The sequence below is a fragment of the Bacteroides sp. DH3716P genome (assembly GCF_025914115.1).
GTDB lineage: Bacteria > Bacteroidota > Bacteroidia > Bacteroidales > Bacteroidaceae > Bacteroides > Bacteroides ovatus.
This window is the reverse complement of record NZ_CP083673.1, coordinates 2,948,816-2,966,878: the sequence shown is the minus strand read 5'-3', so window position 1 is coordinate 2,966,878 and position 18,063 is coordinate 2,948,816. Positions and strand designations below refer to the sequence as shown.

Sequence of the window (18,063 nt, the reverse complement as noted above, 5' to 3'; positions counted from 1 at the left end):
ATTATTTCTTCAAGGTACACGAATCCTGTAACCTTTCGTTAACCCCATCAAGTAGCTGATTGCCTGTTACCTTACGGTTACTTCCTGTAATTTAGCCCATCCGGCATTCAACATGTTCTCCGGCACAGCCATTTCCAAGCCGATCGCATTATCCTTGGTAGTATCAACAAGCCCCACTGCCCAATAATAACTCCCCGGAGTTACTCCTTTGAGACGTAAATCAAAAGTGTAAACTGCAGGGATGCCTTGCATCCATTTGGATAAGTCTGTCTGTTTGTCCACAAACACCTTCTGCACCCTATTCCGACTGTCCATCAGCGCGAAAGCCACTTTATATTTTTGGTTCCATTGCGGAATATTGGTGGGGCAATATCCCCAGCCAAGATTATTCCAACGGTGTATAATCCGAAGTTTCTGATTTTTTGCCACATCTGTAGGTAAAGAAATCATATCCGGATAGAGACGATAGCCGCCTTCCGAAATAAACCGTTGCACAAGAGGGAATGTATTGTGAAACCACGATTCCGTTTCACCCACACGGAAGTCCATCATATTGACACGCGCCTCTTTACTATCATCGAATTCTCCCTGACGCACATCTTCGGGATGTCCCTTCCGATAATTGCGGGGATCCACCCAAAAGCTGTGGATTTTGCCTGTAATCCATCCGCCTTCCATCAGTATGGGGCGAACGCCGAAATATTTCTTGGCAAAGTCACGTTCCCATTCACCATAATACAGCCCCATACCGAATGCGTCATGACGCAAAGAATATCCTTTTTCAACTACTTCATCAAGCAAGAACTCACTGTCAAGGTCATACTTATTATCGTCCCAGTCCTTACCGGCACCCACAAAACGATGATAGTTGATGACAACCGGAACGTCTCTGAATGCTTTCAGATACAAGTCTGCCAGCCAGTCAAGTACAGGTTTACGGGGCTTTTCATCTCCCGTAGAATAAAGCGTAGTGTGATACTCGCCCCACTTTCCCAGACCTGTTCCGTCGATAAAGTCCACCTCGTCAGGATTGCCAAAGTCTTTGGCTAAAGCCCAAACGAATTTTTCATAATACTTTTGAAAAATAGGGTCATCAGGATAAGGTGACCATCTTCCTCTCCACACGAAGCCCTTCGTACCAGCCTCCCGCACAAAGTCGGGCGTAAAGTCATAGCCTTTATCACGGCTGTCGACCACCACCCGGAAAGCAAGACGCATTTTTCTTGCACGTGCTCCCTCAATCAGCATTTTCAGCATGGGATCCGTATTCCAGCCATAAACGTTTTCTTCAGGATTCAACTTCCTCCAACTGGTACGGATATAAAGAGTATGGGCATAATCGGACACCTTTACCGTTCCCACACCGGGTACCTGCATATTGTCACACTTCTCCCAGAAATCTTCCTTCACACCGGGGGTGGCATAAAGCACCCAGCCGGTTTGTGGGTTACGCAACAAGCGCTGCCTGTCTGGTTCTATTCTTATTATCTTGTTATCCCGTGCCAAGTTCTGTTTCAAGGTTCCGGCATCCGACCCGCCGCTTATGGCAGCGGCTTGAAGCGCAAACGACCCTAAAAATATAGGCATCAAAAGTCCTGATCTCATTTTACCTTTAATCATACAACTCATTATACGTATTTACTTATTTTACCGTAAGTGTCTGTAATTTCAACCAACCGGAATCCAGTAGGTTGGCATCCTTGTTCACGGCCATTTCGAGTCCGATTTCATTGTCTTTGGTAACGTCCACCAAACCTACCGCCCATGAATAGGCACCAACAGAAACGCCTTTCAGATTCAACTTGGTGGTATAAGTAGTCGGGGCTTCCTTCAGCCAAGTCGACAGGTCGGTTTGCTCGTCCACAAATATCTTTTTCACTTCATTATTATCATTCAGCAATGCAAAAGCCACTTTATATTTCTGATTCCAAGTTCTGATATTAGTAGGACAATATCCCCAACCCATATTGCGCCAGCGGTGAACAACAGTAACATCCTGACCACCATTTGCCGAAACAGGCAAAGAAACCATGTCCGGATAGAGACGGTAACCGCCTTCCGCTATAAAACGCTGTACATAAGAGAACGTTTTTTCAAACCATGATTCCGTTTCACCCAAACGGAAGTCCATCGTATTGACACATGCCAGCATGGAATCTTCAAACTCTCCCTTGCGGACATCTTCGGGATGACCTTCCCGATAACGATAAGCATCATCGAAATACCAATAACGGTGCGTGTCGGTCACCCATCCACCTTCCATAATGATAGGAAGCTTATATCTGTATTTCAAGGCAATATTTTTCTCCCAATCTTTATAATAGCCACTCATACCAAAAGCGTCGTGACGCAGGATGTATCCGTTATTGAGGGCTATGTTCAGCAACGGCTCCGCATCAGGCGGCACTGTTTCCTGCCAAGAATCCTGATAAGTATCGCCCAACATACGGTGATAGTTGATCACCAGAGGCACTTTCGTGAAATGACGTGCATACAACGCTGTAATCCACTCCATTACCTGAAACTTATTTCCATCGTTAGCATAAATCATAGCGTGCGACTCTCCCCATTTACCCAATCCGTAACCGTCAATAAAATCTACCTTATCGGGGTCATTGTATTGGCGGGCAAAAGCCTCGATAAACTCTCCATAGTGCTTTTGGAACACTTGGTCATCAGGATAAGGACACTTATTGTTTGCTGTATTATACCATTTACAGCCTTCATCGAATACGAACTCAGGAGTATTCTGTTTTTGGTCGCGCCCATCCACCAGTACACGCAAGGCGATACGTAATCCTCTATCATGTACACTTTTAATGATACGTGAGATATCGGAGCTAGGGTCATCCCAAGCATATTTTCCCTTTTGGGGCTCCAATGTCTTCCAATTCGTACGCAAGTAGCAGGAAGAAGCGTAATCGGAGACTTTTACGTATTTTGCCAGATCGGGTACATACATGTGGTCATAGCCTCTTTCTTCCCAAAATGTCTCGTTTTTCTCACGCGCCAGATACAGTACCCAGCCATTCAGAGGATTCCGAAGAACACGTGTCTTATTAGGGTTAATCCGCACCGTTACATTCTCGGCAGGCAAATCCCCATCACCGGTATTTCCCGTTTCACTTTCACTATCCGAGCAGGCAATTGCTACCATAGCCCCGAAGAGCAACACTCCCAAAGGCATCATTATTCGTTTCCAGTTCATTCTCATATAATTATTCTTTAAAAAGAAGGATATGCCGCCCTAAAAACAGGGCAGGCACACCCTCTTCAGTAAATGACTTTAATATTCGCTCATGTATATCCGCATATTTCTTAAGTCGACGATGGTGAGCAACGGTCTCATGTACCATGTGAACATAGCTTCACGATACTGTTCACGAGCTTCGCTTTCCGCATGGATAGGTGTCCAGGTGTTCAGTTTCAACTCTTGCTTGTATTTCCATCGGCTATCACTCTTGTCCAGCGCAAGTATATCGTCAGGAATTACAGGAACAAGACACCATGAGAAATGGGGACCACCGGGATAACCGCCTTCGAAATGCGGAACATCAAGAACAAACTTACCGTTTTCTTTCTTATCCGAACCGCCTCCCCAAGCGGAAGTCCATGAAATCTTGCCGACAAGCAGTTGCGGATCGACCAAACTCGGCTTGAAGCCGCCGCCCTTCAGATCATTCCCCCACTTGGTAATGTCGCCATATGCCCAAAGGTTGGTAACATCTACATCATGCCATCCATTAAGTTTATCCTTAAAATGCGCCTTATATGGTTCCAGCTTCTTATCCGGTGAGTAAATTTTCAGTTTCCGGGTTTCCGTGTTCAATATTACACGATATTCTCCGTCTTTAGGCAAATTCAGCATCGCAGGCTCATCTCCCAATACAACATCTACCTCTTCACCGTCTACCCAGTTGTTAACGCCTTCTGCCAGTTGGATATAAGATTCACCCTGTTCTGTTTCCAAAGCAATCCCCATCTCACCCTGCACTAAATCTTGTACAAACGCATATTGGAACTCATTCTCCATGGTTTTGCTCATTACCAGCTTATCATTGTCGGTAGAAGTTCCGGAAAGAACAATGCGATTGGCTTCCCATACCAATGGACGGTAAGGACGCACATTTACAGTAACAGTACGCACTTCGGGCATAGCATAACGGGGACCACCCTCCCATTTTGCAATGACACGAAACTGCACGGGCACCACTTTGGAGTAGTTCTGTCCCCACTTATCCACCAGCAACATTTGCAGCTCTTCAGTGGTATAACTCTTATTAAATACTCCATAGTCCTCATCAACACGTACACAGCTTTCAAACTCGTGTCCTTCAATATCTATTTTAGTCACATAAGAGATAGCATAGTCTTCGGGCATCTCACGAGCCGGTGTCCACTCAAAACTCACCGCCACTTCATTCGGTCTGTCCCTATCTAATTCTATATCGGTAGCCGAAACAGTCAGTTCCATCTTCTCACCGGGGTTGGTGAGCCATGTCAAATCAGCTTCTTTATCATCTTTACATCCGCCAAGGATAAACAGTACTACCAATGGCAGATATGCATAAAATAGTTTGTTTCTCATATTTCTTATTGATTTTATAGTGTTAATCAATTCATCCAACCCGGCATCTGTTTCAAGTTCGGATTCTTGTCTATCTCATCCTGAGGTATCGGCCACCAATAACTTTTGAACTTACGAGTTTGATAACGCACACGTTTATAAAACTCATCTCTATTCCCCTTTTCAGCCAGCATGTTCATACCATAGAAGTTACCATTCAGCACATTCTCCGCCTCTTTCCAGCGACGCAGGTCGAACCAGCGCAAACCACCTTCGCAGTTCATCTCAACTCTTCTCTCACGACGAATCAGTTTACGCATCTCTTCCGGGTCGGTAGGAATTCCGAGCTTTTTTTCTCCTGCTGCATATTGCGGAATGCCGGCTCTTTCACGAATTTTATCAATGTATTTCACAATATCTGTCTTGTCGGCATCATAAGTACCTTTAGCAATACTATACTCGAGTGCTGATTCTGCATAGCTCAGATAGGCTTCAGCAAGGCGATAAAGAATACCTTGACGCGACTTATAGCTACCGGTATTCGTTGAATGAACGAAAGTAGGATCAACATGCTTCCGAATCAGGTAACCGGCTGACGGGTTATCGTGCGACGGCTGCCCATCTTCACCATTAAAAAAGAAGTTGGTCGCTTTCCCTTTCCCCCAATGGTACTGTTCGTTGTAGACCACCGAAATATAGAAACGAGGTTCACGATTACAATACATATTGAACGTATTCTTTGGAGCAACGACATGACGGTCTCCACTAGCTTTGGAACCGGCTACGGCATAATGCCAATTAGTAGCACGCACATCATCTTCTGTAGAATAACCTGTTTCACTATATCCGGACTCCAAATCAACAATGGCTGTTTGTGTTTCACCACTATTGTTGTATCCTAAGATAGGCATTTTACCGTCTTTCATAAAGAAATCGTCCACCAGCAACTGAGTAACACCTAGCGAACCAGACCCACCAGCACCACGAGGAAGAGCTTGGTCGTCAAACCAACCTGCATTATCCTTAGTACGCGGGAAAATAATTTCCGTATTGCCTTCCTTATAACGAAGCATCATCATGTTCTGATAAGAAAGGAACGGATCAATAGTTACTCCATCAGACAAATATTCCTTATATAAAGCGTGTCCCGCTTTCTCGGCTTCTTCAATCAGCAGTTTATTGGCGTCTTTTGCCCGTTTCCAATGATTTTCATTGAAAGTGGAATTAAAGATTTTCACTCCATCTACATTAGTCATAGCCTGCATTTCAGGATCCATATCTTTCCCAGGACTAGGATTCACCAAATCACTGGCAGCAAACGTCAGCAAACGGGCACGCATAGCAAGACAAATCAGTGAAGTGATACGACCGTATTTATTGGCTTCGTCATAAGAAGCGGGTAACTGTCGGGAAGCTTCCAACAACTCGTTAGCCGCCCAGTCTACAACAACATCAAAAGGTTCTTGTTTCAGTAATAAAGATTCCCCCGATAGTTCTACAGCCGCTTCCCGAATAATAGGAACTGCTCCGTACGTCATCGCCATCATAGCGTGGTAGTAAGCAATGAAAAAACGACACTCCGCTTTCATATAATTAATCTCCTTTTCAGATACATCGGACAAAGGATGCGCATATTTAATCAAAGTGTATGCTTGACGAATTGCCTTTGGATACTTATCCCAATAAGTCACTACTCCCGGACTGATAGGCGTCCAGTTTCCATTCTGATACTGAATCGCCTTAAATCCCTGTGACTCCCACCCTACAGAAGGTGCAAGTTCGTCACCAATGGCGTCCGGACCGTCATAAATATAAAACTCCGGCATTACAGAATAGAGATAGGAAAGCCAACGTTCCAGATTGCCCCTGTTGGAAAATACATTCTCCAATGTCAGCTGGTCATCCGGCATTTTGTCCAGATAATCAGAGCATGAAGTTAAAGGCAATACACCCAAAACGCCCAATAATATATATGTAATAATTCTGTTTTTCATATCATATTTATTTTAGAAAGTAATGTCAAAACCTACTGATACTGATTTCATAGCCGGATATTTAGCACCGTCACCGGTTGCCAGCTCCGGATCCCACAGATTGAACTTGGAGAAGGTTAGCAGGTTCGTTCCACGCACGAAAACACGGGCATTGGAAATCACAAACCCCTGCAACCATTTCTTCGGACAGGAGTATCCTAATTCTAAATTTTTCAGACGCAGGAAACTCATATTACGCAACCACCAGGTAGACTTCTGGCTATTATTGGCATTCGGTCCGTAATCGGCACGCGGATAGAATACATCCTGGCTTTGGTTATCCACCGTCCAACGGTCTTGATAGTTATCAAAGATATTATACATGGAGCCTTTATTGGATGCCGGCATAATATTTGAAGAAAGGATACGCCAAGTACGTCCAATACCCTGAAACATTGCTCCAAAGTCAAGCTCTTTCCAGCGTAAATTCACTCCGAATCCGTAAACTATCTCCGGATTCTCGGTACCTCCGATAGCCATTTGGTCATAAGTATCGATAAATCCGTTCTTGTCCAGATCCACATACTTGATATCACCCGGGCGAACTTTTGCTGTAAAAGTTTGTTTCGGAACACCATCTTTCAAAACTCCGTTCTCCACATCTTTAAAATCATCTTCTGTAAACAAACGGTCGTGGACATAGCCGAAAATCTGCCCTACCGGATGACCGGTTTCAGCACGAGTTGTTCCAATGGTTCCCAAAGGTTCATCTTTGTCGATGATTTCATTATGGGCATAAGTGAAGCTACCCATCAGACCGATAAAGAAATCTTTGCCGATTTGCTTGTTGACATTCAACGTTACTTCCGCTCCCTGATTCTTCACTTTACCACGGTTGCCCCATGGGTTCCTATAGAAACCGGAGGTAGCAGGAATAGAGTTCAACTCTACAAGGATGTTGTTACGGCGTTCGTCGAAAAAATCTACCTGAAGGTCTACCATACCATTGAACAGACCCAGTTCCAAGCCAACGTTGGCTTTGTTTACAATTTCCCAAGTCAAGTCAGGAATACCGAAGTCGCCCTCTACCATGTTATTACGTCCATAATCTCCGTCCAACCCCCAACGGTATAAGTCAGGCACATCATTCCATTGATCAAGGATAGTGGATATATAGGCGAAACGACGTCCTTTCAGATTAGCATTACCTACCTGTCCGTAGGAAGCACGCAACTTCAATTTAGAAATCGTGTTGCGAAAAGGCTGCATGAAAGGTTCTTCCGAAACAATCCAGCCAACAGCAGCCGACGGAAAGAAACCATAGCGTTTTCCTTTGGCGAAGTTTTCAGTACCGTTGTACCCAAAATTGAATTCGGCTACATACTTTCCACTGTAGGTATATGAAGCACGTCCGGCCAATCCCTGATTACGGTAAGGCAGCGATTCCCCCTTATCGTAATGGCGACGGTTGAAGAGTAGCATGGCAGATACGGCATGTTTGTCAGCAAAGGTACGGTCATAATTCAGGCTGGCTTCCATATAGATACTCTTGTCACCATATTCTGCCGATTTGGAAGTACCCAAGAAGTTACCACCTTGTTGTTTTTGGGCCAGAATCAATTCGCCCTCTTCGTTTCTGCCGCTAGCGGCATTCCAATATTCTATTTTCTTGGAACGAGTCACTTTGCCGGTAGAATAACGGTCAAATGAGAAAGTTCCTTTTATTTTCAAACCGGGAGTCAAAAATTTCAGGTCTTGCTCCAGAGAAAACAGCGTCTCAATCTTACTGGCAGTGGAACGGGCGAAACCGCTCTGAGTAGCCATTGCCCAAGGATTACCCTCTTCCTGCCAAGCAGGAATCTCACCGGATGAATAGCGGATGGGAAACATGAAGGGAGTGAAACGGAACGCACGGCTGAAAATTTGGTCCGTACTTTCAGGTGAAGAGTTACGATCCTGAAGATATCCCCCGATATTAAAACGAACTTGAGTGGTGGGAGAGAGTTTCAAGTCAACATTGGAACGTACATTGTAACGTTGCAATTTGATAGTAGGATCCCAATCCAGGCTCTTGTCGCGTGTAAGAATGCCACGTTCGTTGTAAACCGCAGCCACAAACGAATAACGCAAATTTTCCGAACCACCGGATACATCTACTGTAATACGTTGGTTGGCAGCATGGTCTCTAGAAATAGCATCAATCCAGTTTACATCAGGATACAAATCGGGGTCATATCCCGCACGTGTTTTGGCAATCCGGTCGGCATACATCGGAGACTGTCCGGTATCATCCAATACATCATCCAGCAACTGCATATAATCGGCAGCCCCGATATAGCTGGGAAGTTTTATCGGTTGCGTGAACGCAAATTCCGATTTCACCACTACCCGAGGCTTACCCACATGTCCGCGCTTGGTATTAATCAAAATCACACCATTCGCACCACGTACACCATACACTGCACTGGCAGCCGCATCTTTCAATACGGAGAACGACTCGATTTCTTCTACATCAATATTATTCAGGCTACGTTCAATACCATCTACCAGCACCAATGGGTCTTTACCCACATCCTGAAAGGTACTGATACCACGGATCCAAAACGAAGAGTTATCGTATCCCGGTTCTCCGGAACGCTGCACACCAATCACACCTGTCACTGTGCCAGCCAAATTGTTACTCAATGAACGGGAAGTAGAAACATTCAATTTTGCCGGTTCAACAGTTGTGATAGAACCCACTACAGACTCTTTCTTTTGTGCGCCATAAGCCACAACAACAACTTCATCTAACTGACCAACATCTTCTACCATTATCACATTCAGTACTCTACGATTATTGACCTTTTCATCTTTCGGGACAAAGCCGATATAGCGGAAGGAAAGTTCAGCATATTTATCCGGCACAGCAATGCTATATGCACCATTCATATCTGTTATCGCATTCACCGTAGAGTCTTTTTTCATAAAGATTGAAACACCAATCAAAGGTTCACCCTTCTCATCGGTAACGTTACCCACAATCTTAAAACCTCGAACTTGCTTTATCGCAGGAGCCTGTTCCGGCACTGAAATCGTAATCTGTCTTCCCGACATTTTATAATTCAACCCCGTTTTTGAGAACAGCTCATTTAATACAGCATCTATTTTCTTATTGGAAACTGAAATGGAGACTTTGTTATTCAGATTCTTTTTCACATTCTCTGAATAAATAAATATGTACTTACTATGTTTCTCGATATAATCTAAGATATCTTTAACTGTAGCATTCTCATACTGTACTGAGAATAGATCTTCTTCGGAATTCCAACTAATAGAATTAGCACCGAATGAAGAAAATGGAATCATAAAAAAGACGTTTATAATGCAAAAAAGCTTAAGTCTTTTCTTTAAGTGTAAAAAAATACTTTTCTTTACCATAAAAATTTCTTTTTAGGTTAACAATTTTGGATTTATTGATTTAACGAAGGAATTAATATCGGGTAAATACGCCAATATTTATCCGATTTTTTTGTGTATCATGAATAGTATTATCTGTTTCTCATAGGCTATATTGGTTTTATAAGATTAATTAAATTGTCATTATTTACTCAAGTATATACTAGTATCACTTTTTTCTACTTCAATAGGGATTGTCTGCCGGATACATTCAATCACCTCATCAATATCATCTTTCAAATCCAGTTTTCCATAAACCTTTTCTTTACCTACCATCGGATCGCATTGAATAGGAATGCCATAATAAATACTCAACTTCTGAATGATATGAGATAAATCATTACCATTTAACAACATGACACCATCCACCCAGCTAATATATTCGGCTACGTCCACTTGCTTCTGATAGGCAATTGCGCCATTGGCTATATTCAGCAAATCACTAGGTACCAGTTGCGCTTTTCTCTCATTCCTATCGGTCACCTCAACAGAACCTTCCACCAATACAATATTAGTTGCCCTCCCCTTGTAGTTTGAAATATTAAACTTCGTACCTAATACCCGTAATTTGAAATCTTCAGATTCTACAATGAAAGGGTGTTGCTTATCATGAGCAACTTCCAGAAACACCTCTCCCTGGGCATATATTTTACGAATATCTCCATTAAAACGACAAGGATAAATCACCTTTGATTGAGAGTTGACAACCAATCGGGTTCCGTCAGACAGTTCAACCCGCACTCTTTTCCCTGCAGGAACAAGTAACTGGTTATATTCCGGTTCGGCCTTTACTTTCTTTTCCTCTTTTTCTCTTATTACTTTAGAATTAACAGTAACCTTTCCTTCTTTTGAATAGGTAACAAAAGCATCCTCATCCAAATTGAGCTGTTCTTTAGCAGTGATAAGAGTCACTTCTTCAACAGACTGGCTGTCCATCTGTTCGGCAATAGCCTGAAAATCTAAATTAGTGTTTTCACTATGAGTTAAGAAGTGGATGGTTGAAATACAAATTAAAATAGAAGCTGCGACAGAAGCAGAAGCTACTAAGAAATAATTTCTTCGACGCCTCATTACATCTCTCCGGATCTTTTGTTTGGTTCGCTCTATTATAGAAGAAGCATCAATCTTTTCATGCCCGCATTTTTCCCAAAAGAATTTCAGTTTCCCGCCTTCAGGTATAGTAGTAAAATCATCCTCAAGCTTTTCTTGAGAATTCAGTTTACCAAATAAATCAGCAAGGCAATGGTATCCTTTTAAGTCCATAATCTTCTTTAATGTTGTTTTATAAATAAAGACGCAACATTAAAAAAAATCTCCTAGTTAAAAATGAACTTTTTTTATTTTTCTCGAAAAGTAAAAATAGCAAGAAGCTCTTTTAAACAATTAAGCCATTAAAATACAGACAATTAACAGTATACCTTCTATCATTTCTTACGCAAAACCAGATTCAGATTTTTAGCAATTTCTTCTAAAGCAAAAGCAATATGATTATTGATAGTCTTCACAGATATATTTAATATGTCTGCAATCTCTTTATAAGGTAACCCTTCTATCTTCGCCAAGAAAAAGACATGTTTACATTTAGGTGGTAGCTGTTGGATAGCATTGTTTATTTTCTCCATCTCCTCTTTACTAATCATCGCCTCGTCAGGTGACTGGATAGGAGCAAATATAAAATCCCCTATACCGTCAAGCGATAATTCAGTTTTTCCCGTTTCCTTCCTCAAATAAGAAATAGCTTTCCGATAAGTAATCGTCTGTATCCAGGCATTCATATTTTCTATACCACCCAAGGTTTTTCTGTTTTTCCAAACCTCATAGAAAACATCACTTACAACCTCTTCAGCCGGTTCCTTTTGACCAATCAAAGCAAAAACATAATGATATAGACGTGAAGAATAACGTTCCATAAAACGGCAAAAAGCCGCTTCATCACTGTTTATAATTCTGTCTATGTCATTACTTTCAGGTTTCACGGAAGTGTTTTACAGATTATTTCTAATTAACAAAATTGTGCCAAATATAGTAGTATATTAGCAATTATAAAAATAAAAAACCACAAAAACGAATTAAAAGTTATCAATTACGAAAGATTAAAAAGTAACTTGGTAGGACGTGCCATCAGAGACAGATTCTTTTACGCCTCACGCAATAAGTTTTCAAACATGGGGTTCACCTTTCACCTTTTCGTCGAAACCCTTTATTCATCGATGGTAGCGGGTGAAGGCTCTTCTTTTCACCGAATTTTTCTCTCTGAATGCTGTATCGTCCTTACTCTAGTGGTTCTTTTTCAATTTAGTTGACTAGTCATTGTAACCCACTACTTCATCTCCAATCTATTAATAGATAAGTTCTGTTTCATTAGGAGTAAAGTTACTTTCGTCTAATAGTAAAGTTATTTCCGATAGTACGGAAACTATAAACGCAAATTCTGATCATATAAATGCAAGCTTTGTTTTTATAAACGCAAGTTTCATTTATAAAAACAAAACTTGCATTTATAGTTTGCATCCATTGAAAAACAACTTTACTCCTAGACCAAAAGAAGTTTGCATAGGAGCAAAAGCAACTTATCCAGTAATAGACTACATGTAAGCTATTACTAAATTACATAAAAGAATGACTCAATCATCATTCATGCATTTGCATCCGGTACAATTCATTTTTCTAATTAAATACGAGGTGAAGGAGTGCCCCTTCACCCGCTATCGCTGATGAATAAAGGATTTCGAAGAAAAGGTGAAGAGTGAAGGGTATGTTCTCAACATTTCCTGTATGGTCACTTAAAGTGATGCTTTTAGCAATCAGAAAGCATCGGGACTTTTGAAAGACCCAAATATTGATTTATAAAAGCCTCTTACTTAAATAACGTACAGGATACCACACAGAAAGGAATCCGACTGCCAAAACGGTGATAAAAATAAGTACCACATCCCAAGCATGAACGCTGACAGGATAGGCGTCTACAACAAAAGTACCACCACCGCCTCCCAATGAAATTATACCAAATTTCTGTTGGATAAAACATAGGATTAAGCCCAGGGCAATACCGGAGATAGCGCCAAAAAGAGAAATGAGACGTCCTTCAAAGAGGAATATTCGGGAGATGAGTTTATCACTAGCTCCAAGACTCCGCAAAGTTACTACATCATCCTTCTTATCCAAGATCAACATAGAAAGAGAGCCTATCACATTAAAACAGGCTATCATTAAAATAAAAGTGAGGAACAAATAAGAGATTAGTTTCTCTATCTCCATAATACGGAAAACATCTGCCTGTTGCTGATAACGATTCTGAACAACAAAATCATCACCTAGTATGTTTTCTATTTTAGATTGTACCGATGAAGTATTTACATTAGGTTTCAATTTCAATTCCATCGCAGAGACTTCTGTTGTATAATCCAGAAGCTGACGAAGAAAATCGAGAGAAGTCAGAATATATTTTCCATCATATTCTTGCTGATTCACCACAAATACGACACCTGGAGAATACAGATAATCACGGTTAAAAGAAGCGCCGGGATTTGCCATGTTCACTTTGACATTTCGCTTGGGAAGATATACCTGAAGAGGATCGACAAACTCCAAACCAGTTCCCAAGGTCGCAACCAATTCCACTCCCATGACGCCATAATTCACGATCGAATCATGAAGAACGAATTCTCCCGCGCCATAAAGTATGCTGTCTATGGCCGTCAACTCTTCAAAATTATCTTCCACCCCTTTTAGTACAACCATAGCCTGACGGTCCTTGTATTGCACCATTGCATTCTCTTCGAGCGTCTCTGTAAACACCTCCACTTCAGGAAGCGCACAAACGGCACGAATCCGTTCATCTTGTGCATCAAAAACCTTTCCTTCACGGACCGTAATTTTCAACTGCGGATCAAAAGCCGTAAAAAAGCTGGCCACCATATCCTGAAAACCATTAAAAACAGAAAGAGTGCAAACCAAAGCAAGCGTAGCAAGAGCCACCCCACATACGGAAATGCCGGATATGATATTAATAGCATTATGCTTTTTCTTTGAAAAAAGATAACGCCTGGCTATATAAAAAGGGAAGTTCACCTCTGCAATGAGTTATTTCACTTCAGCAATGAATCTATTTTCTCAATATAATCCAATGAATCATCCACGAAGAATTTCAGTTCAGGAATGATACGTAGCTGGTGACGTACACGAGTCCCAAGCTCATAACGAATGGATTTCATATTGTTATTGATATTCTTCACCATCTCTTCTGCTTTCTCTGAAGGGAAAACACTGAGGTAGACACGGGCAATACTCATATCAGGACTAATGCGAACTGCGCTAACAGAGACCAATGTACCCGGCATGGACTTTGTTTGAAGCAGGAATATCTCACTTAGCTCTTTCTGCAACAGGCGAGATATCTTATTCTGTCTGGTTGTTTCCATAAGTTATTTACTGTTTTACGATTTACTACTTACTATTTTCTTCCTTATGATCGTTAATCCGTCACGCAAAGGAAGTATTACTTTTTCCACTCGCACATCTTGTGCTACCAAATCATTAAAGGCTTTAATACCAATTGTTTGAGCGTCCGTATTACGAGGCTGTTCAAGCACATGTCCGTCCCACAAAGTATTATCAGCAATGATATATCCGCCTTCGGAAAGATACGCCAATGTCATCTCGTAGTATTCAATATACTTACGTTTATCGCCATCAATAAAAGCCATATCAAAAGTAACACCTAAACGCGGAACAAGTTCTAAAGCATCACCTATATAAAAACGAATTTTATCGGCAAACGGTGATTTCTCCAACCATGGACGGGTAAAGTCCTCTTGTTCATCATTGATCTCAAACGTATGCAACAGTCCACCTTCCGGCAGACCTTCCGCCAAACAAAGGGCAGAATAGCCGCTATACGTTCCGATTTCCAATATCTGACGAGGCTGAATCATTTCTACAAACATCTTCAGCATCCGTCCCTGCAAATGCCCGGAAGCCATACGAGGACGAAGGAGCTTTACATGCGTATCCCGATAGAGCGATTTCAAGTAATCGCTCTCGGGATCAATATGCTGCAAAATATATTCGTCTATCGATTCGGTTTCCTGCATAAAACTTACCTCTTTAAAAATTAAAGATAACGGTTGTTGTTAGGTAATACAGTCTCCTCTGCATGCTTCAAAGCATCTTCCACTACATTAATTTCGAGGAATGAGGTCTTTGTTCCTGCCTTACCACTACTCAAATATCCTACCATATCGGAAGGCTGCAAACGGCCTTCTTTCAACAGACGGCGCAATGCCGCAAAGTAATATTGCTGTCCGTTAGCCAATTCCGGCATATAGATAGCTTCCACACCATAAGACAAAGCCAAATGACGCATTGTCTTTTCTTTATAGCAGATAGCCAGCACTGGATACTTTCCACGGAAAGCAGCCAGGTTACGAGCAGTGCGTCCGCTATAACTATCAGTGATAATAGCACGTATTTTTAGCTTAGAAGTAGCTTTTACTGCTTGTTTAGCAAGGAACGCCGTAACATCATTACTATTCTCATCTAACGGAATACGGATATCATTTTCTTCCAGTTTATCTTTTTCTGCCTGAGCCGCAACTTTAGTCATTGTTTTCACCGCTTCTACCGGATACTTACCATAAGCGGTTTCTCCGCTCAACATCAAAGCATCTGTACGATAGTAGATTGCATTGGCAATATCAGTCACTTCCGCACGAGTCGGACGAGGATTATTTATCATTGTATGGAGCATTTGAGTAGCAACGATTACCGGCTTCTTTGCCAGAATACACTTGCGAATCAATACACGCTGGATTCCCGGAATACGTTCTTGAGGCACTTCGATACCCAAGTCACCACGGGCAACCATTACGCCATCTGCCACTTCCAGAATTTCATCGATATTATCCACCCCTTCCTGATTCTCAATCTTAGCAATAATCTTAATATCACTATTATGTGCATCCAGAATTTCACGTATGTCAAGTACATCCTGACGGTTGCGCACGAAAGAGTGAGCGATAAAATCAATATCCTTTTCGATAGCATAAAGAATATTGTTACGGTCTTTTTCCGTTAATGAAGGAAGATTGATGCGAACACCCGGGACATTTACGCTTTTACGGCTTCCCAAAGTAGCATCGTTCTTAACTTCACACAGCAAATAACCATCCGTCTTATCAATAACTTCCAGTTCCAGATCGCCATCATCAATCAGAATCGTACCACCGATATTCAGGTCAGACACAAAGTTCGGATATGAAACAGCAATACATTCACGAGTTGTTTCCAAATCCGGATTACCTACAATCTTTACTTTCTCTCCTATTTTATATGGAATCGGCTCTGCATTAGCCGTCGTACGAACTTCCGGACCTTTTGTATCCATCAAAATCGCAATACGGTTGGACACAGCACGTACATTTGCAATCAAAGCTTCAAAACCTTCACGGCTAGCATGCGCTGTATTCATACGCACTACATTCATCCCAGCTTCAAACAACTGTTTTATAAAATCCACATCACAACGTCTATCCGAGATGGAAGCCACAATCTTAGTCTGTTTCAATAACATAGTCTTTCTACCTATTATATATTATTACCTTATTTATTATCTATCCAATAAAGCCTCCAAAGCCAAACGGTACGAATTTAGCCCAAAGCCACAAATCACTCCTTTACAAGCACAAGCAATCATCGATACGTGCCGGAAAGACTCGCGACTATGCACATTGGAAATATGCACCTCAATCACCGGAGATGTCACAGAACGAATAGCATCCTGCAAAGCTATGGAAGTATGTGTATACGCACCTGCATTCAAGATTATACCATCCACATCAAATCCCACCTGCTGTATGCAGTCTATCATTTCTCCCTCGATGTTCGATTGAAAATAGTCGATCTCCACGTCAACGTATCTTTTGCGAAGATCAGCCAAGTAATCTTCAAATGTAACGCTTCCGTAAATGGAAGGTTCACGCTTACCCAACAGATTAATATTCGGGCCATTAATAATTTGTATCTTCATCGCGCAATCCTGTTTTTTTATACCTTTGTATCTGAAAGAATGTGCAAAGGTAGAAAAAAGAAATGGAAATCAACGAAAAAAAGCATAAGAAGGAACAACAAGAGCTGATAATCAGGAAGTATCAGCAGTATCTCAAACTGGAAAAGTCCTTATCTCTTAATACGCTGGATGCCTATCTGACGGATCTGGACAAACTGATGAGCTTTCTGACATTGGAAGGGATTAACGTATTGGACGTATGCCTGTCCGATCTTCAACGTTTTGCGGCCGGATTACATGACATCGGTATTCATCCCCGTTCACAAGCCCGCATCTTATCAGGAATCAAATCATTTTTCCGTTTTCTCATCCTCGAAAACTATCTGGAAGCAGACCCCAGTGAACTATTAGAAGGCCCTAAAATAGGTTTCAAACTTCCTGAAGTACTGACTGTGGAGGACATTGACCGGATTATCTCCGCCGTCGACCGCAGCAAAGCTGAAGGACAGCGAAACAGAGCTATTTTAGAAACACTATACAGCTGCGGACTTCGGGTATCAGAACTTATCACCCTTAAACTATCCGACCTCTATTTTGATGAAGGCTTTATCAAAGTAGAAGGAAAAGGAAGCAAACAACGACTCGTACCAATCTCCCCCCGGGCTATTAATGAAATAAAACTTTACATACCAGACCGTAACCAAATTGAAGTAAAAAAAGGGCATGAGGATTTCGTTTTCGTCAGCCAACGGAGAGGCAAAGGCCTTTCCCGGATTATGATCTTTCACATGATAAAAGAATTAGCGGAAAAAGCAGGCATTACCAAAAACATCAGTCCGCACACTTTCCGGCATTCCTTCGCCACTCATTTACTGGAAGGTGGAGCCAATTTGCGAGCCATTCAATGCATGCTCGGACATGAATCTATTGCGACAACGGAAATCTATACACACATTGACCGCAACATGCTTCGTAGTGAGATTATTGAGCATCACCCGCGAAATATCAAGTACCGGAAAGAAAAAGAGGAGTTATTTCATTAAATTATGATAAAATCGCCCCCTTATCTATATAATTAT

At 41.8% G+C, this 18,063-nt stretch carries 13 protein-coding genes; 1 reads left to right on the top strand and 12 read right to left on the bottom strand.

Features of this window, described 5'->3' with window-relative positions:
• Positions 1-66: 66 nt before the first annotated feature.
• The 12 genes from KQP79_RS10980 to aroQ form a co-directional block, all read right to left on the bottom strand.
• The gene (locus tag KQP79_RS10980; protein ID WP_369745624.1) at positions 67-1,605 is read right to left on the bottom strand and encodes a DUF4832 domain-containing protein; all 1,539 of its coding nucleotides are present in this window, start codon (positions 1,603-1,605) and stop codon (positions 67-69) included.
• 37 nt (positions 1,606-1,642) lie between these two features.
• Positions 1,643-3,214 carry a hypothetical protein gene (locus tag KQP79_RS10975; RefSeq protein ID WP_004311180.1) on the bottom strand — a complete coding sequence of 524 codons (1,572 nt, stop codon included), beginning with the start codon at positions 3,212-3,214 and terminating at the stop codon, positions 1,643-1,645.
• Positions 3,215-3,286: 72 nt separating this feature from the next.
• Positions 3,287-4,588, bottom strand: a complete 1,302-nt coding sequence (locus KQP79_RS10970; protein WP_050428039.1) for a SusE domain-containing protein — start codon at positions 4,586-4,588, stop codon at positions 3,287-3,289.
• A gap of 26 nt (positions 4,589-4,614) precedes the next feature.
• Positions 4,615-6,561: a RagB/SusD family nutrient uptake outer membrane protein gene (locus KQP79_RS10965; RefSeq protein ID WP_004311178.1), complete on the bottom strand. Its 1,947-nt coding sequence runs from the start codon at positions 6,559-6,561 to the stop codon at positions 4,615-4,617.
• A gap of 12 nt (positions 6,562-6,573) precedes the next feature.
• A complete protein-coding gene (locus KQP79_RS10960; protein WP_032849369.1) occupies positions 6,574-9,960 on the bottom strand; it encodes a TonB-dependent receptor in 3,387 nt (1,128 codons plus the stop codon).
• 162 nt (positions 9,961-10,122) lie between these two features.
• Complete coding sequence (locus tag KQP79_RS10955) at positions 10,123-11,241, bottom strand: FecR family protein (protein ID WP_004311176.1); 1,119 nt, start codon at positions 11,239-11,241, stop codon at positions 10,123-10,125.
• Positions 11,242-11,402: 161 nt separating this feature from the next.
• The gene (locus KQP79_RS10950; RefSeq protein WP_004311175.1) at positions 11,403-11,954 is read right to left on the bottom strand and encodes an RNA polymerase sigma factor; all 552 of its coding nucleotides are present in this window, start codon (positions 11,952-11,954) and stop codon (positions 11,403-11,405) included.
• Positions 11,955-12,822: 868 nt separating this feature from the next.
• Complete coding sequence (locus KQP79_RS10945) at positions 12,823-14,049, bottom strand: FtsX-like permease family protein (protein ID WP_004311174.1); 1,227 nt, start codon at positions 14,047-14,049, stop codon at positions 12,823-12,825.
• Positions 14,050-14,066: 17 nt separating this feature from the next.
• Positions 14,067-14,399, bottom strand: coding sequence for a 30S ribosome-binding factor RbfA (rbfA, locus tag KQP79_RS10940; protein WP_004296522.1), 333 nt, complete (start codon positions 14,397-14,399; stop codon positions 14,067-14,069).
• Between the two features lie 15 nt (positions 14,400-14,414).
• The gene (locus tag KQP79_RS10935; protein WP_004311173.1) at positions 14,415-15,071 is read right to left on the bottom strand and encodes an O-methyltransferase; all 657 of its coding nucleotides are present in this window, start codon (positions 15,069-15,071) and stop codon (positions 14,415-14,417) included.
• A gap of 20 nt (positions 15,072-15,091) precedes the next feature.
• On the bottom strand, positions 15,092-16,549 hold the full coding sequence (pyk, locus tag KQP79_RS10930; RefSeq protein ID WP_004311172.1) for a pyruvate kinase: 1,458 nt from the start codon (positions 16,547-16,549) through the stop codon (positions 15,092-15,094).
• 36 nt (positions 16,550-16,585) lie between these two features.
• A complete protein-coding gene (gene aroQ, locus KQP79_RS10925) occupies positions 16,586-17,005 on the bottom strand; it encodes a type II 3-dehydroquinate dehydratase (RefSeq protein WP_004311171.1) in 420 nt (139 codons plus the stop codon).
• A 62-nt stretch (positions 17,006-17,067) separates the two neighbouring features.
• Between aroQ and xerD the strand changes: the two genes are divergently transcribed.
• Positions 17,068-18,027 (top strand): site-specific tyrosine recombinase XerD, encoded by a 960-nt coding sequence (gene xerD / locus KQP79_RS10920; protein ID WP_022199412.1) that lies wholly within the window; start codon positions 17,068-17,070, stop codon positions 18,025-18,027.
• The last annotated feature ends 36 nt before the right edge of the window (positions 18,028-18,063 follow it).